The 22,394-nt window shown below is 49.3% G+C and carries 20 protein-coding genes and 3 tRNA genes; 4 read left to right on the plus strand and 19 right to left on the minus strand.

The window, feature by feature from the left end; all coding sequences use genetic code 11:
• The first annotated feature begins 50 nt into the window (after nt 1-50).
• Complete coding sequence (locus ACN0S4_RS06560; RefSeq protein ID WP_169929467.1) at nt 51-1,316, plus strand: HlyC/CorC family transporter; 1,266 nt, start codon at nt 51-53, stop codon at nt 1,314-1,316.
• 11 nt (nt 1,317-1,327) lie between these two features.
• On the opposite strand, the gene ACN0S4_RS06565 is transcribed toward ACN0S4_RS06560, so the two are convergent.
• A complete protein-coding gene (locus ACN0S4_RS06565; protein WP_417656906.1) occupies nt 1,328-1,951 on the minus strand; it encodes a hypothetical protein in 624 nt (207 codons plus the stop codon).
• Between the two features lie 12 nt (nt 1,952-1,963).
• Nucleotides 1,964-3,580 (minus strand): glutamate--cysteine ligase, encoded by a 1,617-nt coding sequence (gene gshA, locus ACN0S4_RS06570; RefSeq protein ID WP_417656907.1) that lies wholly within the window; start codon nt 3,578-3,580, stop codon nt 1,964-1,966.
• Between the two features lie 165 nt (nt 3,581-3,745).
• Here gshA and ACN0S4_RS06575 point away from each other — a divergent pair, with 165 nt between their 5' ends.
• Together ACN0S4_RS06575 and ACN0S4_RS06580 are read left to right on the plus strand one after the other, a co-directional pair.
• A complete protein-coding gene (locus ACN0S4_RS06575; protein WP_417656908.1) occupies nt 3,746-5,776 on the plus strand; it encodes a response regulator in 2,031 nt (676 codons plus the stop codon).
• 9 nt (nt 5,777-5,785) lie between these two features.
• On the plus strand, nt 5,786-5,959 hold the full coding sequence (locus tag ACN0S4_RS06580) for a hypothetical protein (RefSeq protein ID WP_417656909.1): 174 nt from the start codon (nt 5,786-5,788) through the stop codon (nt 5,957-5,959).
• Between the two features lie 18 nt (nt 5,960-5,977).
• On the opposite strand, the gene ACN0S4_RS06585 is transcribed toward ACN0S4_RS06580, so the two are convergent.
• The 9 genes from ACN0S4_RS06585 to ACN0S4_RS06625 form a co-directional block, all read right to left on the minus strand.
• Nucleotides 5,978-7,108, minus strand: a complete 1,131-nt coding sequence (locus ACN0S4_RS06585; protein ID WP_417656910.1) for a sodium ion-translocating decarboxylase subunit beta — start codon at nt 7,106-7,108, stop codon at nt 5,978-5,980.
• A 3-nt stretch (nt 7,109-7,111) separates the two neighbouring features.
• Nucleotides 7,112-8,902 (minus strand): sodium-extruding oxaloacetate decarboxylase subunit alpha, encoded by a 1,791-nt coding sequence (gene oadA, locus ACN0S4_RS06590; RefSeq protein ID WP_417656911.1) that lies wholly within the window; start codon nt 8,900-8,902, stop codon nt 7,112-7,114.
• 46 nt (nt 8,903-8,948) lie between these two features.
• Nucleotides 8,949-9,182, minus strand: a complete 234-nt coding sequence (locus tag ACN0S4_RS06595) for an OadG family protein (RefSeq protein WP_417656912.1) — start codon at nt 9,180-9,182, stop codon at nt 8,949-8,951.
• Nucleotides 9,183-9,356: 174 nt separating this feature from the next.
• Nucleotides 9,357-9,433: transfer RNA gene (locus tag ACN0S4_RS06600), tRNA-Arg, on the minus strand.
• Between the two features lie 25 nt (nt 9,434-9,458).
• A tRNA-Arg gene (locus ACN0S4_RS06605) sits at nt 9,459-9,535 on the minus strand.
• Nucleotides 9,536-9,554: 19 nt separating this feature from the next.
• Nucleotides 9,555-9,647 (minus strand) — tRNA-Ser (locus ACN0S4_RS06610).
• Between the two features lie 182 nt (nt 9,648-9,829).
• Nucleotides 9,830-10,021 (minus strand): carbon storage regulator CsrA, encoded by a 192-nt coding sequence (csrA, locus tag ACN0S4_RS06615; protein WP_169929459.1) that lies wholly within the window; start codon nt 10,019-10,021, stop codon nt 9,830-9,832.
• Nucleotides 10,022-10,182: 161 nt separating this feature from the next.
• Complete coding sequence (gene alaS, locus ACN0S4_RS06620; RefSeq protein ID WP_417656913.1) at nt 10,183-12,780, minus strand: alanine--tRNA ligase; 2,598 nt, start codon at nt 12,778-12,780, stop codon at nt 10,183-10,185.
• 75 nt (nt 12,781-12,855) lie between these two features.
• Entirely contained in the window at nt 12,856-13,320 is a 465-nt protein-coding gene (locus ACN0S4_RS06625; RefSeq protein WP_417656914.1) for a regulatory protein RecX, read from the minus strand.
• Between the two features lie 91 nt (nt 13,321-13,411).
• Between ACN0S4_RS06625 and ACN0S4_RS06630 the strand changes: the two genes are divergently transcribed.
• Entirely contained in the window at nt 13,412-14,140 is a 729-nt protein-coding gene (locus ACN0S4_RS06630) for an SIMPL domain-containing protein (protein ID WP_417656915.1), read from the plus strand.
• Here the strand turns inward: ACN0S4_RS06630 and ACN0S4_RS06635 are convergent.
• From ACN0S4_RS06635 to ACN0S4_RS06670, 8 genes are all read right to left on the minus strand, one after another.
• Complete coding sequence (locus ACN0S4_RS06635; protein ID WP_417656916.1) at nt 14,137-15,153, minus strand: agmatine deiminase family protein; 1,017 nt, start codon at nt 15,151-15,153, stop codon at nt 14,137-14,139. The two genes, ACN0S4_RS06630 and ACN0S4_RS06635, sit on opposite strands and share 4 nt — an antisense overlap.
• Complete coding sequence (gene rluB / locus ACN0S4_RS06640) at nt 15,154-16,032, minus strand: 23S rRNA pseudouridine(2605) synthase RluB (protein ID WP_169929454.1); 879 nt, start codon at nt 16,030-16,032, stop codon at nt 15,154-15,156.
• Between the two features lie 8 nt (nt 16,033-16,040).
• Nucleotides 16,041-16,622, minus strand: a complete 582-nt coding sequence (gene scpB, locus ACN0S4_RS06645; protein WP_417656917.1) for an SMC-Scp complex subunit ScpB — start codon at nt 16,620-16,622, stop codon at nt 16,041-16,043.
• Nucleotides 16,603-17,442 (minus strand): segregation and condensation protein A, encoded by an 840-nt coding sequence (locus ACN0S4_RS06650; protein WP_417656918.1) that lies wholly within the window; start codon nt 17,440-17,442, stop codon nt 16,603-16,605. Before ACN0S4_RS06650 ends, scpB begins: the two co-directional genes overlap by 20 nt.
• The gene (locus tag ACN0S4_RS06655; RefSeq protein WP_417656919.1) at nt 17,423-18,043 is read right to left on the minus strand and encodes an L-threonylcarbamoyladenylate synthase; all 621 of its coding nucleotides are present in this window, start codon (nt 18,041-18,043) and stop codon (nt 17,423-17,425) included. The genes ACN0S4_RS06650 and ACN0S4_RS06655 overlap by 20 nt, the downstream gene beginning before the upstream one ends.
• 27 nt (nt 18,044-18,070) lie before the next feature.
• The gene (locus ACN0S4_RS06660; RefSeq protein WP_417656920.1) at nt 18,071-18,895 is read right to left on the minus strand and encodes a PHP domain-containing protein; all 825 of its coding nucleotides are present in this window, start codon (nt 18,893-18,895) and stop codon (nt 18,071-18,073) included.
• A 3-nt stretch (nt 18,896-18,898) separates the two neighbouring features.
• A complete protein-coding gene (locus ACN0S4_RS06665) occupies nt 18,899-20,920 on the minus strand; it encodes an FAD-dependent oxidoreductase (protein ID WP_417656921.1) in 2,022 nt (673 codons plus the stop codon).
• Nucleotides 20,921-20,996: 76 nt separating this feature from the next.
• Nucleotides 20,997-22,385, minus strand: a complete 1,389-nt coding sequence (locus ACN0S4_RS06670; protein ID WP_417656922.1) for a carbohydrate porin — start codon at nt 22,383-22,385, stop codon at nt 20,997-20,999.
• Nucleotides 22,386-22,394 lie beyond the last annotated feature (9 nt).

Below are 22,394 nucleotides of genomic sequence, written 5' to 3' on the forward strand. Positions count from 1 at the left end.
ATCGGTGCTGATTACATTAGACCTCTGACGCATTACTACAGGATTTATTCTTGGACGACATAGCGACATCCACCCTACTGATTATTTTGGGTGTTTTACTGTTTTTATCGGCGTATTTTTCAGGTTCCGAAACCGGCATGATGTCGATCAACCGTTATCGCCTCCGTCACCTAGTACAACAGGGGCACCGCGGAGCTAAACGGGTCCAGTACCTGCTCGATCGTCCTGATCGACTCATCGGCCTCATTCTCATCGGTAATAATCTGGTCAACATTGCAGCTTCCGCGGTTGCAACCATCATTTGTTTGCGCTGGTTTGGTGACGCGGGTCTTGTGGTTGCCACTTTTGGTCTAACCTTAGTGGTTCTCATTTTTTCCGAAGTCACTCCGAAAACTATCGCCGCGCTGCACCCAGAACGAGTCGCATTTCCAAGTTCTATCATTTTGAAGCCGCTGTTGACTATCCTCTATCCAGCGGTTGCTTCTGTAAATTTCATTACCAACGGCTTTATGCGCATGCTAGGCGTGAACCCTAATAACACTCAGGGTCAAGACGCCCTAAGCTCAGAAGAATTGCGTACAGTTGTCAATGAAGCCAACTCGATGATTCCTACCAGTCACCAAGAGATGTTGTTGAGTATTCTCGACCTCGAAAAGGTTACTGTAGAAGATGTGATGATTCCGCGGGCTGAAATCAGCGGCATTGATGTTCAAGATGACGTGAAATCTATCATCAAACAACTCTCGCAAGCTCAATACACCCGCATTTTGCTCTACCGCAATGAAATTGATGACGCCATTGGCTTTATTCATGCTCGCGACATCATGCAAATTGTGACCAAGAACAGTGTTGAACTCGACAAATCAGAAATTGTTCGCTCGGCGCGAGAAATCTACTACATTCCTGAAGGCACACCACTGAATGTACAGCTTCTCAAGTTCCAGCGTAATAAAGAGCGCATCGGCCTCGTGGTCGACGAATATGGTGATATTCAGGGGTTAGTCACACTCGAAGATATTCTGGAAGAAATTGTCGGTGACTTCACCACAACGATCACGCCACTGTCGAGCGAATCAACCACCTTGCAGCCAGACGGCTCGGTTTTGGTGGATGGTGTTGCCAACATTAGAGATTTGAATAAAGAAATGAATTGGAATCTACCCATTGACGGCCCCAAAACCGTGAGTGGTCTGGTGATAGAAGTGCTCGGAGATATTCCGCAACAACCGCTCTGTTTGACCGTCAATGATTATCGGTTAGAGATAGTAGAAAGCAGTGACAATATGGTCCGTAAAGTTCGCTTCTTTGACCTATGAAAAACTCAGCTTTAGCCAAACAATAAACGTTCGAACCAACCGCGCTTGAGTTCTTCCTCACAGCTCCGTAATTGCGCGCCATAGCGCTCGGCGCGAGCTTGAACTTTGCGCGACGTCTGAATTAACCAACCTTTTTGCGCGTAAGTCTGACGACGATATCCGCCCCAGCCTTCGTGATAGTTGAGATATTGCTCGTAGGCATTCCACTTGGAAACACCATTAACGGTGTGAGTTTTACTAATAAACCAACCCATGAAGTCAATGGCATCATCAAAATTGTCTCGTGATGCCCAGCCATTGTCGGTTTCACGTTGATAATCTTCCCACGTTGGGGTCTTCGCTTGCGAATAACCGTAAGCACTGCTGACGCGTCCCCAGGGAATGACCCAGAGCAAATAGTCGCGTGGTGGCACGGCATCATGTTTGAACGAACTTTCTTGGTACATGATAGCCATAGGCACGTGAATAGGAACACCCCACTTGTCACGCATATCTGCCGCAGCGTCGTACCAATCACGTTTTTCACGGAAGATTTCGCAAAGATTATCCGGTTGCTCGGGCGGCGCTGATGCACACCCCGCTAGCACCGAACAACCTAGGGCAATTGTGATAAGCGTACGAACAGGTTTCAGCATGCGTAACAACTCCTAGCTCGACTGACAATCCGGCGAAGCACAGGCCGCACGACGAAAGTAATCCGTTAAAAAGGCACTGAAATCTGAGCCGGCGTCTTGTTGCTCCAATGCTCGTTGTTCTGCCAGTGACGCCTGCGCCCAAGTCGCAAATTGTTCCGCGGTAAAGTGAGAAAGTGGTTCGAGCAACTCAGCTTTATAGCGCTTTGCTAACTGCATACCTAATTCGCTATTGTCCAACTGTTCATCGCGCAACAACCTCAAAAATTGACCAGAGAACGTCAACTCAGGATTTAAGACAGCTCGATACTGGGCGTTAACAACAGCGACATACTCATCGCTTTGATGGGCTTCATCGAGCCACTGCGCAATACCGTGTAACTCTCCGAATATATCTTCAAGCCAATCAGCAATTGGTCGCTCGAAATCACCATCAAGCAATGTGAGGCGCGGATTACGCCCGTCGAGCACCACACGGTTGAAATTACGATCGGCTACCGCTTGCTCTTCAAGTGACATAGTCGGACTATCGAGTAACAAGCAGTACAGTAAAAAGGTATCTAAGAACCGGATTTGCTCGGCACTAATGCCGATGGCACTGAATGGGTTCACATCGAGAGCACGCACTTCGATATATTCGACGCCTCCGCGCTCAAGAGCTTGGGTTGGCGTTTCGCCATTTTTAGTCACACGCTTCGGGCGAATCGGCGAATAAAATTCATTTTCAATCTGCAAAATATTGCTGTTTAGCTGACGAAAATCAATGCTCCCATCGGCTTCAGGCACTGCCGCGCCAATGCGTTCAAAACGCGCAGACGGCTTGGTGATCGCGCGCCGCAAACCAGCAACATAATCTTCCAGTGAGTTGTAGGTAATCGCTAAGTCCGCTTGCTCTTTATTGGTGTAACCCAAATCGCTCATCCGCAAAGATGTACCATATTTGCGATAGACGGTGCCTTTACCAAGAGATTCAAAATCCATCGATGCGTCGGCGTGTTTCAAAAATGACTGACAAATAGCGGGAGACGCTCCAAACAAGTATGGGATCACCCAACAGAAACGTTTGTAGTTGCGAATTAAATCAAAGTAACGACGTGACTTGTACTGGCAGTCGGCGGTGGTTCCGTCAGCTGCGGCGAGTGCTTGCCACAACGTCTCTGGTACTGAAAAGTTATAGTGCACACCCGAGATAATTTGCATGGCACCACCATAACGGTAGGTCAAACCTCTCCGATACAGCGTTTTCATTCGCCCCACGTTGGACGAGCCATATTGCGCTATTTGGATATCTTTTTCGTCACCAACAAAACACGGCATACTCAATGGCCACAACAATTCGTCATCTAACTGCTGAATGGCAAAACGGTGAACATCTGTAAGCTGGGCTAAAGTTGTCTCAATATCTTGTGCCACGGGAGTGATAAATTCGAGCAGGTTTTCCGCATAGTCAGTCGTAATGTAATCATGCTTTAGCGCTGAACCAAGAGCCTCGGGATGCGGTGTTTGTGCTAATTTTGCGGTCGGCGTGATACGCAGACATTCACGTTCAATGCCTCGAGAAATATCACGTAAAACAGCGGTATGACCGGTTTTTCTTAGGTTCTCTATCTGAGCTCTAATTGTCGACTGCAAAATCAGACCTGCCTATGCTAATGGACTACTTCGTGAAAGGACAAAGCTTACTGGTTATTGGGCTGATAGTCTATGTTGTATGGGCATTCCATGGCAAACAATCACTTGGCGCAACTACGCTGAAATGGCATGATGAGTGCATATGAAGTGAGGAGATAAAACGGCGTGAAGAATACTCCGGATCAACTGAAGCAAATGCAAGAAGCTGTGCGTGATGCGCAAGCTGCTGCAGAAGCTAAAAGTGAATTTTTAGCCAACGTGAGTCACGAGATTCGAACTCCGATTAACGCCATTCTCGGGATGACTCAATTGTGTCTGAAAACTGGGCTGGATGAGCAACAACGTGGTTACCTAAAATCGATTGAGAGCTCGTCCAAAATTTTGTTAGGCATCATCAACGACATTCTGGACTTTTCCAAGATAGAAGCCAACAAGCTCACTATCGAAACCATCCCGTTCGACTTAGAGGAGATGCTTGCAAGCCTAGCGGACATGTTCGCCTACCGGGCCTACGATAAAAACCTCGAATTCGTCATTAAACTGCCGAGCAACATCCCCACGCGACTTATTGGTGACCCGTTGCGTCTCAACCAGGTACTAGTGAATTTAGTCAGTAATGCGATTAAGTTTACCGACAGTGGTGAAATTGTCATTAGCGTCACCCTACTGGACCTCGATGATCACGAAGTTTTCCTGCGCTTCTCGGTAACAGACACTGGCATTGGTATGGACGAGCATCAGCGTGCCAAGCTCTTTCAAGCATTTACTCAAGCCGATTCTTCGACAACGCGGAAATTTGGTGGTACTGGCTTAGGTCTCGCGATCTCCCAGCGTATTGTAAAGCTGATGAACGACGATGGCATTGGCGTCATCAGTAGCTCGGGACAAGGCTCAACATTCTTCCTTGAACTCAAATTACCGTTACAGCCCAACGCGGATCAAACGGTAGCTGAATCCATTCGTGCGCGATTAGCGCAAAAATCAATTCTCGCTATTGACGATAACCTCACGACGCGCGACATGATTACGGAACTACTGCGGTCACACCAAGTGCAAGTGACTTCCGTACGAACGGCCGAAGATGCCCTAGACGTCATGCAGACACAACGTTTCGACGCTTGTTTTGTGGACTGGCAGCTGCCCGGCATGAGTGGATTGGATTTCTGCCGGGAATTGCTCGCAACTGAGTCAGCGACAAAGCCAACTCCAGCGCTCATTTTAGCTACCAGTTACCATGCTCACGAGCTGCGCAGCGAAGCCAGAGCTGCTGGCGTTCAGCATCTCATTGTCAAACCTTATTTGAGCAGTAGCGTCATACGCGTATTGAGTTCAGCGCTGGCATTATTTGGAGATAGCGCAGAACAACCAGGCTTGGATCTCGAACAAGAACTATGTTGTGCACCTATTTTGATTGTCGAAGACAACGATATCAATTTGCATATAGCGCAAGAACTGCTGACCCATGCGGGTGTGCAAGTCGACACCGCAATGAATGGTGCGGAAGCTATTGAACAAGTGAAACGTAAACAATATGCGTTGGTCTTTATGGATATTCAAATGCCGGTCATGGACGGTCTCACCGCCGCTGAACACATTCGAACCCTATACTCATATCAGCAACTACCTATTATCGCGATGACGGCGAACACGTCGACTGAGGACGTCGAGCGTTCGCTGGCGGCAGGTATGCAGGATCACATCAGCAAACCGATTGATGAAAAGGTTCTCCTCAAAGCGCTACAAAAATGGTGTGTTCGTGGGGAGTATGCAATGCCGATGCCAGTAGCACAGCGGCAGGAGTCAACGAGTACACCAGCCATCAGCTATCCGCGGCATGCAGATATCGATTTTCAGTCAGCTTTAGAGCGCCTCCAGCACAATACGAGCTTGTATCGCACACTCATCGAACGGTTAGTGCATGACTACAGCGATGCACCACAGAAAATTGTCGATTACTTGGCAAAAGGCCAGCATGACGAAGCCCGTCGATTCTTTCATACGTTGAAAGGCGCAGCGGGAAACTTGGGTTTGATGCGCTTAGAAAAAGCGGCTGCAGAACTCGAACGCCATACCAAATCAGGTGATTACGAATATGTCGCGGACCATATTATGAAGCTGAATCAATTACTGGAACAAGCCGGTCTCGCTTGTTCTGATTTGCTCTTGTGGCAACAGCGCAACAACAAAAAAGGATGATCATTTCCTATGACCCGATTTCTATTTCTAATTCCGCTCGTTTTGAGTGTACTGTGGTTTGTTTACTTGCGTGTCAATGGCTGGACGCTGCGACAAGGATTGCGAGGCTTTATCTACATACTCATATTCAGTAGCTTTGTCGCTATTGTGTACACGCTACTACTTTGGTTAACGGGCCGATAAGGCCCGTTAACAGACGCTTTAACCTACTAAAGCCAACAAGATACCGGCAGCTACCGCTGAACCTAACACGCCGGCGACGTTTGGCCCCATTGCATGCATGAGTAGAAAGTTCTGTGGATTTGCTTCTAATCCAACTTTATTAACGACTCGCGCAGCCATCGGTACAGCCGATACTCCGGCAGCCCCAATCAATGGATTAATCGGTGACTTGCTGAATTTAGCCATTACCTTTGCCATCAACACGCCGGAGGCTGTTCCAATTGAGAACGCAAACGCGCCCAACAGCAAAATTCCGAGTGTCTGAACGGACAAAAACTGGTCAGCTGAAAGCTTCGAACCGACAGCCAAGCCTAAAAATATCGTTACGATATTGATGAGTTCATTCTGCGCAGTTTTGCTGAGTCGATCGACCACACCCGCTTCTCGCATCAAGTTACCCAAGCAGAACATCCCCACCAATGGCGTCGCAGTGGGCAAGAATAGCAAGGTTAGAAACAGCACTGCTAACGGGAAGATAATCTTCTCACGGCGGCCAACAGGTCGCAGCTGTTCCATTTGAATAGCGCGCTCAGCCTTAGTGGTGAACAGCTTCATAATCGGTGGCTGAATAATTGGCACCAAGGCCATGTAGGAATAAGCCGCGACTGCAATCGCACCAAGCAAATCAGGCGCCAAGCGGGACGCTAGAAAGATTGCTGTGGGCCCATCCGCACCGCCAATAATAGCGATTGCACTGGCATCCTTCAGTGTGAATTCAAATCCTGGAATGGCATTGAGCGCTATAGCCCCAAATAGAGTCGCAAAAATACCAAACTGAGCGGCAGCGCCCAGCAACAACGTGCGAGGATTGGCCAACAGTGGACCGAAGTCCGTCATAGCCCCTACTCCCATGAAAATGAGTAGCGGGAATACACCAGTTTCTATTCCGACATAGTAAATATAATAGAGCAATCCACCCGGGTCATTGAAACCTGCCAACGGAATGTTCGCGAGGATGGCACCAAACCCAATTGGCAGTAGCAACAATGGTTCGAACTTCTTGCTGATAGCCAAATATAGCAGTAGGAGCCCAACCACCATCATCACTGCCTGTCCCCACGTGAACGCAGCGATAGCAGTACTATTCCATAATATTTCCCAGCGGCCCATGGTTTACTCCAATGTAATCAAGATATCGCCGACATTCACACTGTCACCTTCTTTGACGTCAACATCGACGACGGTTCCAGCCTGTTCAGCTTTGATATCCGTTTCCATCTTCATCGCTTCGAGAATAATGACAACCTCACCAGCCTCGACGGATTCACCCGGTTTAACCATGATTTTAAAGACATTACCAGAGAGTGGTGCACTGATCGGCTTCACATTTCCTGACGCGGAGGACTTACTTGCTGCGGGTTTGTTGTCAGTTGGTGCTGAAGCCGTAACTTCACCAGCAGGCCCAACTTCGACGGCAAACACTTTACCGTCAACCTTTACCGAGTAACTCTCGATGCCGCCTTGTGCTGATGACTTTACAGGCTCTTTTGCGGATTGTGACTCGTTACTGGCAGCGCCGTTTGGCACGGGTTCGAAGGCATCTGGATTATCGCGATTCTGCAAAAACTTCAGACCGATTTGTGGGAACAACGCATAGGTCAGAACATCATCGACTTCATTTTCCGCCAACCGAATGTTCTCTTCCTTCGCCTTTTTCCGTAACTCGGAAGTCAGTTGCTCGAGTTCATCGTCAATTAAATCGGCAGGACGAACGGTAATGGGTTCGTCTCCCTCTAACACGCGTTGTTGCAACTCTTTATTCACCGGCGCAGCGGTAGCGCCATATTCGCCGCGCAAAACACCTTTGGTCTCTTTGGAGATAGATTTGTAGCGCTCTTGGCTCAATACATTCAACACCGCTTGAGTCCCAACAATCTGAGATGTTGGTGTTACCAGCGGAATAAAGCCAAGGTCTTCACGGACTTTTGGAATTTCAGCGAGTACTTCATCAAATTTATCGGCAGCACCCTGTTCACGCAGTTGATTTTCCATATTGGTCAGCATGCCACCCGGTACTTGGGCGAGCAAAATGCGTGCATCAATTCCCTTCAGCGAGCCTTCGAACTGAGCGTACTTCTTGCGAACCTCGCGAAAATATCCTGCGATATCTTCGAGGTGCTCTAAATCCAATCCTGTGTCTCTATCGGTTCCCTCGGTCATCGCTACAATTGTTTCGGTAGCAGAATGTCCATAGGTCATGCTCATTGACGAAATCGCGGTATCGAGCATATCAATGCCCGCATCAATCGCTTTCTGATAGGTTGCTGTGCTTAAACCTGTGGTTGCGTGACACTGCATCGCAATGGGAATACTGAGATTCTTTTTCAGTGCTGAAATTAGTTCATGTGCCGTTTGCGGACGCAATAGGCCTGCCATGTCCTTAATGCACAAGGAATCACAACCAAGATCTTCTAGTTGTTGCGCCATCTCTAACCATTTGTCTAGTGTATGCACCGGACTAACGGTGTAAGACATCGTACCTTGCGCATGCCCATCTACGGCTTTGGCAGCCTTGATAGCCGTTTCAAGATTACGGACATCATTCATGGCATCGAAAATACGAAATACGTCGACACCATTCTCACGTGCACGCTCAACGAAGCGTTTAACGACGTCATCCGCGTAATGACGATAACCGAGGAGGTTTTGTCCGCGTAGAAGCATCTGCTGAGGCGTCTTCGGCATGACCTTTTTGAGCTCGCGAATACGCTCCCAGGGATCTTCGCCCAAATAGCGGATACAAGCATCGAACGTAGCACCACCCCATGATTCCATCGACCAGAAGCCGGCATCATCTAATTTCTCAGCAATGGGCAACATATCATCGAGTCGCATTCTCGTTGCTAACAGCGATTGGTGCGCGTCACGCAAGACAAGTTCGGTTAGCAGTAATGGCTTACTCATGCAGAATTCTCCCTCAACGGCAGTTTGATAGCTAATAGTTCACGACTCACGACTTGGTGCCGCGATAGCGGTGAACAGCAGCAGTAATCGCTGCAAGTTGTTGCGGTGTTGGTTGTGATGTTGCTTTTGATTTTTTTCGAGTCGAGGCCGGTTGCACATCAACCTCTACTACGAATCGACGCAACAACAGCATGGCGCATATCAACAGCGACAAGAACATGAATACCGTTACCATGCCCGTGAACAGGATAGCTAGTGCTTCGTTCAATTGCTCATTCATGCTGCGACACTTCCTTAGCAAGTACTTATTAGCAAACAAAATTTGTGAAAATCTGATACCAGAATAGCACAACTTGGCTAAGGAAAAAGTTTGACCGGGATATAGCAGTTATAGATGAAAACTATACAAGGATAGGTAGAAACTACATATGGATAAAACTACAGGAGGAGTAGATGGCGCACTCGGGAGGACTTGAACCTCCAACCGCTCGGTTCGTAGCCGAGTACTCTATCCAATTGAGCTACGAGTGCGTATCTAAAAACTGTGGTTAACGACTGGCGCACTCGGGAGGACTTGAACCTCCAACCGCTCGGTTCGTAGCCGAGTACTCTATCCAATTGAGCTACGAGTGCGTTGTCTGTCGTTAAAAGCTGGCGGTGAGGGAGGGATTCGAACCCTCGATAGAGCTACAAACCCTATACTCCCTTAGCAGGGGAGCGCCTTCAGCCACTCGGCCACCTCACCACTTACTTGTGGCGATGAATGATAGCGGCAACGACAATAATGTCAAACGATTTTTTCCGAACTGGGTACTGTTTGTGGGATTTTTAAACACTTCGCTGGATTATCGGGCACAAAGGCTTGTTTAGCTAAGAATACGATCAAAAAAGCTGACAGAGAGTGTGTCAGCTTTTTGATGCAGGGAATTACTTATTCTCGGAGTTGTTGTCAGCATGCTCCGCTTGAATTCGCATATAAATTTCTTCGCGGTGTACTGAGACATCTTTCGGCGCATTGACACCAATGCGCACTTGGTTGCCTTTTACACCCAATACGGTGACTGTAACCTCGTCGCCAATCATCAAGGTTTCACCCACTCTACGGGTTAAGATCAACATTTGCCTGCTCCTTCCCTACTTCGGTTCCTGTACGATGAAAGCGTAGACTATATTCATCGATCGCACTACTCGCTTTCGTCATTTTAATTGTTATAGCGATTGTTATATCCTAATCGCTATGCCACTTGTGTACAAGCCTAATTATTCCGAATCACTGGTCTTTACAATACCGACTCGAGATGCGCTTTCGCGGCCTCTAGAGCCGTTGTTACTTGACTAGCATCCGACCCGCCAGCCTGCGCCAAATCAGGTCGTCCACCACCTTTACCGCCGACACACTGCGCCGCCACATTCACAACAGCACCAGCTTGAACTTTGGCAGTTAAGTCTTTTGTGACCCCAACGATGAGGCTGACTTTACCGTCATTCACCACCGCAAGAACTACTACTCCTGAACCGATTTGATTCTTCAGGTCATCAACGAGTTCACGCAATGCTTTACTTTCTACGTTATCAAGCTGCGCGATGATCACTTTAGTACCATTAATTTCTAACGCTGAACCGACCAGATCATTTCCAGCTTGGCTCGCTAAGCGACCTTTCAATTCGTCAACCGACTTCTCCAGGGCCTTGCTGCGCTCGAGCTGCGATTGCACGCGCTCCGCAACATGATTCATATCAGCCTTCAGCATGCTCGCAATACTGCGCAGTTGCTGCTGTTGTTGCAGCGTAAAGCGCACAGCGCCAGCACCTGTTACGGCCTCAATACGACGCACGCCGGAGGCAATTCCCGCCTCACTGACAATGCGAAATGCGCCAATATCGCCAGTACGGCTCACATGAGTTCCGCCGCAAAGCTCCATCGAAAAATCGCCCATGGTTACTACACGAACATCGTCATCGTACTTTTCACCGAACAACGCCATTGCCCCGGCCTTTTTCGCCTCTTCAATCGGCATATGAGCCGTTTGCAAAGCATGATTCTTATAGATTTCTTCATTCACTTGACGCTCTATCGCGTCCAATTGTTCTGCTGTGACTGCTTCAAAGTGAGAGAAATCGAACCGTAGACGGTCAGCCGTAACCAATGAGCCCTTCTGCGTCACGTGCTCACCAAGCAAATTACGCAATGCAGCGTGTAATAGATGCGTAGCCGAGTGGTTTTTCTTGACGGCCGCACGACGTTCCGCATCGATTTCGGCACGCACGCGATCACCAACTTTTAGAACGCTCGCGGCTTTACCATGGTGTGCGATAGCTTTGCCGATGTACTGTGTATCTTCGACAATAAACGCGCCACCATTGGCCACTAAGCGACCGCGGTCACCAATTTGACCACCACTTTCCGCGTAGAACGGCGTTTGCGCTAAGACGACAACACCTTGTTGGCCCACAGCGAGCTCCGCCACCGGGTGTCCATCAGCGAATAACTCGACCACTTCACTTTCATCATCCGTCTGCTCATAACCAGTGAACTGACTACGTACAGAACTTTTCAGGCGTTCGTTGTAGTCGACGCCAAACTGCGAAGATTGCTGAGCACGCTGGCGCTGTTGCTCCATCGCTGCTTGAAAACCCGCTTCATCAATAGTGAGTTCTTTTTCACGCGCGATATCAGCAGTCAGATCGACAGGGAAGCCAAAGGTATCATACAGCTTGAATACGACATCACCCGGAATCACTTGTCCATCAAGCGTCTCTAAGGCGTCATTGAGAATGGTCAAACCACGCTCGAGGGTTTTCCCAAACTGTTCTTCCTCGCGTGCTAGCGCGTCACGAATGACCTTTTGCTTCTCAACCAACTCAGGATAGGCAGTGCCCATCTGTATGCAGAGCTCTTCCACCAATTGGCTAAAGAACCCAGCCGGAGCGCCGAGCATGTTGCCATGCCGAACGGCACGTCGAATAATGCGACGTAATACGTACCCGCGGCCTTCATTCGATGGTTGCACACCATCGGCAATCAAAAAGCTACACGAACGGATGTGATCAGCAATAACGCGGAGCGATTTGTTGCTGAGGTCAGTGGTTCCAATAATTTTTGCGGCAGCTTTAATCAAAGCTTCAAATAAGTCGATTTCGTAATTACTGTGCACATGCTGTAGCACTGCGGAAATACGCTCGAGTCCCATACCTGTATCAACAGACGGCTTTGGCAATGGTAGAAGCGTGCCATCAGCCTGACGGTTGTATTGCATGAAGACGAGGTTCCAAATTTCGATATAACGGTCGCCATCTTCTTCAGGTGTTCCCGGAGGACCACCCCAGACCGATTCACCATGGTCATAGAAAATTTCAGAACACGGACCACAAGGACCCGTATCACCCATTGCCCAAAAGTTGTCTTTGGCACCGATGCGGGAAATCCGATCACGTGGAACGCCTATTTCATCGGCCCAAATGTTATAGGCTTCATCGTCCTCGGTAAAAACCGTGACCCATAATTTCTCTTTTGGTAATTGCAACGTGTCAGTTAGAAACTCCCACGCGTATTGAATGGCTTCGCGCTTGAAATAATCGCCGAAACTAAAATTCCCAAGCATTTCAAAGAAGGTGTGGTGACGCGCCGTGTAGCCCACATTCTCGAGATCATTATGCTTACCACCAGCACGCAGACAGCGCTGCGAAGACGTGGCGCGAGAATAGTCTCGATGCTCATCACCGAGAAAGACATCTTTGAACGGAACCATACCCGCATTGGTGAATAACAACGTCGGGTCATTGCCAGGAATCAGCGATGCTGAGGCAACGCGTTGGTGGCCTCGCTCGGCAAAAAACTGAAGAAATGCTTCGCGTATTTCAGCACTAGTCATGGTCATGGCGTGTTCCTACTACCTTGCATCCAATGGGTGAAAAATTAAGGCGAAAAGACTACCACGAATGGAGGCTGACGCCTAGTCTGTCGCTGCCTCTGCTTGCCAACTCAATGCCTGTTTAATTTCGCTGTAAGAGAAGCCACGTTGCAGTAAATGCCGCATCATTCGGTCTCTCATTTTGGGCTCACTGGGCGGTTCATGACCAAACTTCTTCAACAGGCGTTGATAACAGAGATCATTCCAGTCCGGCTCTAATTGCTGCAACAAGGTAGCCACCAGCTCAGTATCCAAGCCTTTGTTCTGTGCCGCCGCTTTGATTTTTTGCAAACCATCGCCGTTAGCGAGACTATGGCGCAGCCAAGTTTCAGCAAAGCGCTCGTCACTTTGCCAGTTGTTCGCTTGCGCGATAGTGAGCACGGTATCGCAAACAGCATCGCTGAAGCCGCGTTGACGGAGCTTTTGCTTGAGTTCTTGGGCGCTGTGTTCGCGTCGCGCTAACAGGCGCAACACCACATCTTTTGCTTGTTGCTCATCTGAAGTCATGAAATGGTACCTTTACGCAGCGTTTACAGTCACAAAAAGCTAGAGTCAGCTATCCTATACCCTAGACTCAAATTGAAACTGCGGAGAACTAATGTCGAGTTACTTTACCAAAAATATCGGTGCTATGGTGCTGCTTCCCGTTGCTACTGTCTTGATTTTGGCTGGCTGCATGCCGAATAACGCCAGCTCCGACGCCAACAACATAGAGCAATCCATTCGTGTATCCGGTACCGGAACCACCTATGCCATCCCTGATGTACTGAGCTTCACGTTAGTCATTACTCGTGAAGGTGACACCGTGGCACCCCTAAAAGTAACCGTGGATGAAGTCACTACGAACGTATTAGTGACACTATCGCAAGCCAACATCGATAAAGATGACATTCGTTCGTATGCGGTTCAAGCGCAACCACTTTACGACTACTCAGATGACCGCTCCAAACCTCGCATTCGGGGCTACGCCGTAACGCGCAGTATTGAGGTAACCATGCGTGACCCTAGCGCTTACGATCAGGTTCTCGACCAATCTTTAGCCGCGGGTGTATCCGCTATTCAGTCGGCTAACTATCGCGTGAGCGACCCCAGTAAGTATTATGCAGAAGCACTCCAGCTAGCAATCGATGATGCGCGCGGTAAAGCAGAAATCCTCGCCGCAAGTGGAGACGTTACTTTGGGTAAAATAATCCGTATCTCTGAGCATTCCTCAGCACCACAGCCAGCATTTCGAATGGAGAGCATGCGTGCGGCCAGTGCCGATGTATCAATGCCGGGTCAATCAGACATTCAAGCGCAAATTGAAGTGGTCTTCCAAATTAACTAAGCGGGTCGATGCAGAAGAGGCAGCGGTAACGTCATACAATGCGGTCCGCCGCCTCCCGCTATCATCTCATCGGCAACGACTGGCACGACCGCAAGGTATGGCACCGCTGAGCGAATAATACGGACTGCCTCTGCATCATCTGCACGGCCAAACTGTGGCACAAATACCGCGGTTGGCGTTCTGACAAAGTTTACATAGCTCGCCAATAATGGCTGACTGCCGCGCCGCATCACACCGGGACGACGCTGTACACTGCTAAAGAAGTTCGGACGAGGTTGGAACGAACACGTTGGTGGTAATTCAAGAATCTTAATTGATGACGGTAACTGGGCAAGCGTAGCGGCATCACTCTCAAGCACATTGGCATCAATTGCGAGCAGGTCCGGCGCCAGAAACTGCGCCATATTATCGATATGACCGCCGGTCTCATCCGCAGCATAGGTCGAATTGAACCAGAGATGATGGGTTGCGTTGATGGTCTTTTCTAACGACTTTTGTAGGCGGTCTCTCACATAGCTTGAAGCGCCATTAAGCCCATTATTGCGTTCGATGCTACTGCGACTCCAACACACCACACCAGCACCGTTGCTACATACTGCTCCGCCTTCAAGAACCATTTGATGAGCCTGACGCCGCCAGCCGAAACGCGCACAGAGCTCGCGGACAAAGGTTTGATCAGCTGCCATATTAGGATAGAGGCCGTTCCATGCGGAGAACTGGAAGTCATGTGCTTGAATTCCGGCTCCCGTTTGTGTCCACACGGGCCCAATGTCACGCGGCCACGCATCGTTGTAGCGAAGAGGAACAGTCTGAATGGAGGCCGGCAAGAATCGTGAAGCACGTGAGAGCTCACGCGGATGCACACCCATCAGTACTGGCTGATGCGCTTGCACTTGCACTAAGAAATCGGTCAATTGACGCTGAATCGGCCGTGCTTGCTCTCGCCAAACGTCCATACGAAAAGGCCACAACGCAAGTAGTGGCCCGGGTAAACTCCAATCTGGACAGAGCATTTAACGCTTTTTCGTTGATTGCCGAGTGTCGCGGCTAACTTTCCGAGCTTGTTGCAGACGTTGCGTCTGATTTCGACGAGCTCGGGAGTAGCGCTTCTGGCGCGTTTCATTTTGGCGCGGGTCAACAAATGTCCGTTGCTCTGGAGGGAGTCCCACCAGCTCGCGCAAATAGTTGATTTCCGGTAATTTCAGCTCACCCCAACCGCTTTGTGGCAAGCCTTGTTCGAGTTTAATGTTGCCATAGCGAACCCGCATCAAGCGGCTCACCTGCATTCCTTGTGATTCCCACAAGCGCCGTACTTCTCGATTACGGCCTTCGGTAAGAACCACGTGATACCACTGGTTCATTCCTTCGCCACCGCCACGCTGAATCGACTTGAAGGAAGCCGGTCCATCTTCCAATTGCACGCCTTTCAGCAAGCGCTTGATCATAGCGTCATCGACTTCGCCAAATACGCGCACCGCATATTCACGCTCAATTTGATGCCCTGGATGCATTAATCGATTAGCCAGCTCGCCATCTGTGGTAAATAGCAGTAGTCCTGACGTGTTGACGTCTAATCGGCCTACCGCTACCCAACGCGAACCCTGCATACGGGGCAGACCATCATAGACCGTTGGCCGACCTTCAGGGTCTCGACGCGTGCAGAGTTCACCTTCTGGCTTGTGATACATGATCACTCGACAAACGACATCTTCGGGGGGCTTAATCGTGACTTCGTGGCCATCAATACGAACCATAGCGTTGGTATCAATGCGTTCGCCTAAAGTGGCAACTCGACCATCAACACTCACTCTACCAGCAGCAATTTTGGCTTCTAATTCACGGCGGGAACCATGACCCGAACGGGCCAATACTTTCTGTAATTTTTCACTCATGGGCATGTCTACTCTGTTTCTGTCGCTGTCGCAGCGGTTATCTGAGTGCTTTGCCCTGCATCCTTCACCTGACTGGGCGGCTCTGGGATATCAGGTAACTCGGCTAAGTCCTGCAAACTAAAATAATCTAAAAATTCAGGTGTCGTTGCATAGAGTTGAGGCCGACCTGGGACTTCACGCTGGCCAACGACTTTAATCCAACCACGTTCCTGCAGTGTTTTCATAATCTGTGAGCTGACACTAACGCCCCGAATCTCTTCGATATCACCGCGGGTAATCGGCTGGCGATAGGCTATTAGTGCAAGGGTTTCTAGGAGTGCCTGGGAATACTTGGTTGGCTTCTCCTGCCACAGATTGCTGATTATATCACCCAATTCGGCTCGCGTCTGAAATCTATAACCCGAAGCGACTTTTCGCAACTGCACGCCGCGCTCTTGATAATCGCGTTGCAATTCATCCAGAACGTCTCTTATCTGCTTTTTAGTAATCTGCTGTGACTCGACCTGCTCTGCCAACTGCGACTCATTCAGCGGTTGTTCAGCAACAAAGAGTAAGGCTTCGATAACTTGTTTAAGTTGATGCTTCTGCATAGGCACCTGTTGTTCGGTTCGCAACAGCTATATGGATGGCACTATAGGCATCGACTTGAACGACATCAATCAATGCCTCTTTAACTAGCTCAAGAATTGCTAGAAAGCTCACCACAACCCCCTGGCGACCCTCCGCAGTCTCAAAGAGTTCATGAAAAGCAAGGCGTTGCTTGCTTTGCAATAAATCTAAAATTCGACTCATCCGTGCGCGAGTCGACAACTTCTCACGATGGACTTGATGATGATGTTGCAACTCTGCATGCGCCAGTGCTTGGGCAAACGCCAATGCGAGTTCTGCCAGAGCTACTTCGGGTAATAGAGTTTGCACGTGTTCTTGGGCATCGGTATGTGCGTGTGCCACAAACTCATCGCGCCCGATTTGGGGCAGTTCATCTAAATGCTGTGCACCTTGCCGAATAGCTTCATATTCTTGTAATCGTCGAACGAGTTCAGCGCGCGGATCCAATTCTTCGTCTTCGACCGCCGCGGGGCGTGGCAGCAACATTCGACTTTTAATCTCTGCCAACATGGCAGCCATGACTAAGTAATCAGCAGCCAGCTCGAGCTTTAACTCCTTCATCATGTCGACATAGGTCATGTATTGCTTGGTAATCGGTAGAATCGGTAAATCGACGATGTCGAGCTTTTGTCGCCGAATCAGATACAGCAGCAAATCCATAGGTCCGGAAAAACTCTCGAGAATCAGTTCCAGTGCATCGGGTGGAATATAAAGATCTTCCGGTTTGTCGATAACCGGTTCGCCGCGCACAAAGCCCAGCGGCAGTGACTGCTGCAGAGGCTCAGAGGAAGCGACTGACATCACCCGCTCCCTCACGGATTACCTTCGCCGTTCCATCCGCTAAATCAATAACGGAAGTTGGCTCCTCGCCGCGATGTTCACCGTCAATGATGACATCAACGGCATGGTCCAACTGTTCTTGAATCTCATACGGGTCGGACTCTGCAAAGTCGCGACCTTGCAACACTAAACTGGTCGACATTAATGGCTCGCCAAGTGCCTCCAATAACGCCACCACAATAGGATCATCCGATACCCGAATGCCAATTGTCTTGCGTTTTGGATTGAGCATGCGCTTGGGCACTTCTTTGGTGGCCACCAAAATGAAGGTGTATGGCCCAGGGGTGTTATTCTTCAATAGACGAAAGGCTTGATTGTCAACGCGAGCATAAACGGACAATTCACTCAAATCTCGACACATCAACGTAAAATGATGTTCTTTGTCGATTTCGCGAATTCGACAAATGCGCTCAAGGGCATTTTTGTCGCCGATTCGACAGCCTATTGCATAACCAGAGTCGGTTGGGTACACCACCACGCCGCCTTGACGGATAGTTGCGACTGCTTGCTCAATGAGTCGCGACTGCGGATTTTCTGGATGGATCGTTAAATACTGACTCATGTTGCGTTATTACCGAGGAAAAGGGCTTTACCAATGCTGCCATATTGGCACACAGGCCTCGGGAAGGACAATATTTTTACCCAAATCACGCCAGTTTGATGGGTAATGAAAATCAGAACCCGCAGACGCCGAGAGCCCAAGTTCGTTGGCAAAGGTTGCGAGTGCTTCGCGTTGCCCTGGAGATTGTTGACCTACAGCCACTTCCATACCGGTTACACCTGCATCCTTCGCTTCTTGAAGTAACCGGCGTAACCATTTGTTACTCAATTGATATGCGTGCGGATGGGCTATAACACTGACCCCGCCCACGGCTGCGACCGTTTCGATAGCGTCCTCTAGCGTAACCCAATTGCCTCTCACATAAGCAAGCTGCCCTTTGCCGAGATAACGTCGAAACACCGCATCAAATGAACTCACCCACTGTTGCTCTACCAAAGCATCAGCCAAATGTTTACGGGTTGGCATTTGTTGTGGGCTAAATGCCGGAAGCTCCACGTTCAAACCAGCCTTATGAAGCTTCGCCAACATCTGCTCAAAGCGAGTCAAACGTTGTTGCTGTTGCTGATTCAGCAAGGCTTGTAATTGGTCCGCGTTGGGATCGAAATGGAGTGCAACAAGGTGAATTTCAAAGTCTTCCCAACGACACGTGATCTCGACTCCAGGAATCAACTGAAGATCCAACTGCTGTTCAGCTATTGCTTGCATTGCAGGCGCTAGACCAGCCGTGGTGTCATGGTCAGTGAGCGCCAAATGCGTCACTCCGCGTTCGGCCGCACGTGCAATCAAATCAGCGGGACTCAGCGCCCCGTCTGAAAAGTTGCTATGACAATGTAAATCGTACTGAGGCATCATCGCTTATATTTGTGCTGCCAATTCGGCGCCCTGCCGGATTGCTCGTTTCGCATCCAGTTCCGCAGCCACATCACTGCCACCAATGAGATGAACAGACTGTCCAGCATCAATCAGCTGTTGCTGCAATTCACGTTGTGGAATTTGGCCCGCACAGATCACGATATGATCGACTTCCAACTCTGTGATTTCGCCATCACGCTCAATCAAGAGTCCTTTGTCAGTGACTTCCTTGTAACTGCAGCCAGCCAACATAGATACACCCTTTTTCGCCAAGGTAGCCCGATGCACCCAGCCGGATGTTTTGCCCAGCCCCGCGCCGACCTTGCTGGTCTTGCGCTGGAGTAGGAAAATTTGTCGAGGCGAATGTTCTTGCACAGGTTTGGTCAATCCACCACGGTCGCTGTAGTCGTGATCAACGCCCCATATTTCCGACCATGCTTTAACATCGAGTGTGGGTGACTCTTCCGTGGTGAGATATTCCGCCACGTCAAAGCCTATTCCACCAGCGCCAATAATAGCGACTCGCTTGCCCAGTTCCTTATGGTCTCTCAGCACATCTAAATAGCCCACGACTTTGTCTGGGTTAGTACCGGTGAGCGCAACGTCGCGTGGTACCACGCCAGTTGCCAAAATCACATCATCGTACTGACCGGTTACCAGTGAATCCGCTGACTGCCGACTGTTTAAATGCAGGTTCACACCCAGATCTTTAAGGCGTTGGTCGAAATAGCGAATCGTTTCATGAAACTCTTCTTTCCCTGGTATCTGTTTTGCGTAGTTGAATTGACCACCAATTTCACTCGCGCTATCAAACAAGTGTACTTCATGACCACGTTCGGCCGCATAACAGGAAAAGGCAAGTCCAGCTGGGCCTGCACCCACCACAGCCAGTTTCTTTTTGGTGCTCGCAGGATGAAATTGTAATTCAGTCTCGTAACACGCTTGCGGATTGACGAGACAACTGGCTCGCTTGTTCTCAAACACATGATCTAAACAGGCTTGGTTACAGGCAATACAAGTATTAATGGTATGTCCCGCGCCTTGCGCTGCTTTGTTAACGAAAGCCGGGTCTGCCAGCAATGGACGCGCCATCGACACCATATCGGCTTCGCCTTTGGCAAGAATAGACTCGGCTATTTCAGGCGTGTTGATACGATTCACCGCCACAATAGGTATTGATAACGACGCTTTGACGCGTGCAGTAATCCAGGTGAAAGCACCTCGTGGTACTGAAGTGACGATAGTCGGCACGCGTGCTTCATGCCAGCCGATACCACTATTGATGATGTTAACGCCTGCGGCTTCAACGGCTTTACCTAATTCGATGACTTCATCGAATTGATTGCCATCCGGGACCAAATCAAGCATCGACAGCCGGTAAATAATAATGAAATCGGAGCCGACTGCGGCCCGTATAGCATTAATAATCTCGAGTGCAAAACGGCTGCGATTCTCAAATGAACCGCCCCATTGGTCGGTGCGCTTGTTCGTTCTTGGACACAAGAACTGGTTGATCAAATAACCTTCAGAACCCATTACTTCAACGCCATCATAACCCGCTTGCTGTGCCAACTTGGCGGCACGAGCAAAGTGCGCAATCGTGGTCCGAATTTGGCGATCACTCATTGCGCTTGGTGTAAATGGATTGATAGGTGCTTTGATCTTACTCGGAGCTACATTGAACGGATGATACGCATAGCGCCCCGTATGCAGAATTTGCATGCAGATTTTGGTTCCGTGACGATGCACAGCTTCTGTGATCAATTTGTGCTTTTTGACGTGCCACGGTTTACTCAGCTCACTCCCAAACGGGGCGACTCGACCACGAAAGTTAGGCGCAATACCGCCGGTTACGATGAGGCCTACGCCACCTTTGGCGCGCTCCTCGTAAAAGGCTGCCAACTTGGGAAAACCATCGCGTTCTTCTTCAAGCCCAGTATGCATCGAGCCCATCAACACGCGATTTTTAACTTGCGTGAAACCAAGGTCGAGCGGCTGCAGTAAATGTGGATAATCGTGACTCACAAAAGCCTCTTCTTAAACAACTGTTTGAATCGTTACACTCTACTGCGTTGCCGCTATGAGAACAAGCATTTCGGCGTTAGAAGTAGTAGCCAATATTGATGTTGAAACGCGTTTCAAAATCGTCGCTATCACCTGCCATAGTGCCCCCAATAAAAGGCTGGTTCTTGGCCTTTACGAAATCGACATAGGTATACAAACCACCCGCCGAAATCGCCATGCCAAGGACATTCATGACAGTATCCTCATCATAACCGCGCTTATTGGTCATCACGCTCAAATCGTTATAAAAAGTCAGGTTCGTGATAGGACCAATTTTGACCGGCAGGCTATAAGCAATATTTGCAGTATACAGATTGGCTTTGTTCGGAATTGTATCGTAGAACGCATAGGCACCAACTACGATACCGTCGTTCGCCATATCCATATCATATTCATACTGAGTAGCCTGACCCATAAACGTCCAACGACCATAGGTATAAACACCATGCAGCGCATAGGCACTGCGGTCGCCCACGTCGTCCACACCATCATTCATTTTGCCGAGTTGCCCAGATAAACCGATTTCAAAACTACTGATGTCGCTGAGCGCATATTTGCGGGCTGCACGAACCGCGATGCTATTGGTCTCACCAACCGCAAGAGTCGGCGTATCGTAAATACCCTCACCGCTCAAACGAACGCCGAGCGGATCATAAGCATAACGGTCCTCACGTGCACTGACAGAGCCATCGATTCCACCTTGTTCGTCATTTTTGAAAAAGGCAAAGTCGAGATCCCAATCGGTATCGCGATAGCGGAGCTTCACACCCGCATCGTGATCGTCCTCTAAACCCACGTAAAAATTAGAGCTGAAGAAATAACTGTTGGAGTTGTATGGCGTTATGCCGAAGGGAACTTTCGTAATCCCCAGTTGCCCCTGCCAATTCTCCGTGAAGTTATAGCCGACCCATGCATGTTGCAATGACTCCATGTATTGGAACCAGCGATACTGAGCCGACAGGATAACGTCACCGATGGAACCGCTGTAGTCCAGTCGAATCAAGTCAAAATCAAAGTCACCACCACGATCTGTATTGGCATCGTCATAATCCGCCCACACATATTGCGTTCGTACCGCGCCGCCAATCGATATCGGTGCATTTTCGGCAGCCTCAACATCGTCTTCTAACTTCTCTACACGAGCCGCTAATGCGGGACTACTGTTGATGCGTTTACGCGGTTCTAGCTCTGCAGTCGACGCTGAAGATGATTCCGATGCAGTTGGTGCTGTTGCAACTTGCGGTTCAGATTCTTGCTGTTCCTTCAACTGTGCTTCGAGCTCACTCACACGTTGCTGCAATGCTTGCATTTGCTGCAGTAATGCCTGCACTTGCTCGGCGGTGACGGCTTCCGAACTGGAATCCTGAGCGAGCGCAGACGCACTCAAACTCGCGCTAATGCACAATGCTAATAATTGCTTTTTCATAACGCCTCC

The sequence above is a fragment of the Pseudidiomarina aestuarii genome, assembly GCF_048263735.1.
Classification (GTDB): domain Bacteria; phylum Pseudomonadota; class Gammaproteobacteria; order Enterobacterales; family Alteromonadaceae; genus Pseudidiomarina; species Pseudidiomarina aestuarii_B.

Bases quoted from the DNA above. Each gene is read 5' to 3' on its own strand.
- ACN0S4_RS06565 (WP_417656906.1), bottom strand. From the start codon at position 1,951: ATGCTGAAACCTGTTCGTACGCTTATCACAATTGCCCTAGGTTGTTCG.
- ACN0S4_RS06580 (WP_417656909.1), top strand. From the start codon at position 5,786: ATGACCCGATTTCTATTTCTAATTCCGCTCGTTTTGAGTGTACTGTGG.
- ACN0S4_RS06585 (WP_417656910.1), bottom strand. From the start codon at position 7,108: ATGGGCCGCTGGGAAATATTATGGAATAGTACTGCTATCGCTGCGTTC.
- oadA (WP_417656911.1), bottom strand. From the start codon at position 8,902: ATGAGTAAGCCATTACTGCTAACCGAACTTGTCTTGCGTGACGCGCAC.
- ACN0S4_RS06595 (WP_417656912.1), bottom strand. From the start codon at position 9,182: ATGAATGAGCAATTGAACGAAGCACTAGCTATCCTGTTCACGGGCATG.
- csrA (WP_169929459.1), bottom strand. From the start codon at position 10,021: ATGTTGATCTTAACCCGTAGAGTGGGTGAAACCTTGATGATTGGCGAC.
- alaS (WP_417656913.1), bottom strand. From the start codon at position 12,780: ATGACCATGACTAGTGCTGAAATACGCGAAGCATTTCTTCAGTTTTTT.
- ACN0S4_RS06625 (WP_417656914.1), bottom strand. From the start codon at position 13,320: ATGACTTCAGATGAGCAACAAGCAAAAGATGTGGTGTTGCGCCTGTTA.
- ACN0S4_RS06630 (WP_417656915.1), top strand. From the start codon at position 13,412: ATGTCGAGTTACTTTACCAAAAATATCGGTGCTATGGTGCTGCTTCCC.
- ACN0S4_RS06635 (WP_417656916.1), bottom strand. From the start codon at position 15,153: ATGCTCTGTCCAGATTGGAGTTTACCCGGGCCACTACTTGCGTTGTGG.
- rluB (WP_169929454.1), bottom strand. From the start codon at position 16,032: ATGAGTGAAAAATTACAGAAAGTATTGGCCCGTTCGGGTCATGGTTCC.
- scpB (WP_417656917.1), bottom strand. From the start codon at position 16,622: ATGCAGAAGCATCAACTTAAACAAGTTATCGAAGCCTTACTCTTTGTT.
- ACN0S4_RS06650 (WP_417656918.1), bottom strand. From the start codon at position 17,442: ATGTCAGTCGCTTCCTCTGAGCCTCTGCAGCAGTCACTGCCGCTGGGC.
- ACN0S4_RS06655 (WP_417656919.1), bottom strand. From the start codon at position 18,043: ATGAGTCAGTATTTAACGATCCATCCAGAAAATCCGCAGTCGCGACTC.
- ACN0S4_RS06660 (WP_417656920.1), bottom strand. From the start codon at position 18,895: ATGATGCCTCAGTACGATTTACATTGTCATAGCAACTTTTCAGACGGG.
- ACN0S4_RS06670 (WP_417656922.1), bottom strand. From the start codon at position 22,385: ATGAAAAAGCAATTATTAGCATTGTGCATTAGCGCGAGTTTGAGTGCG.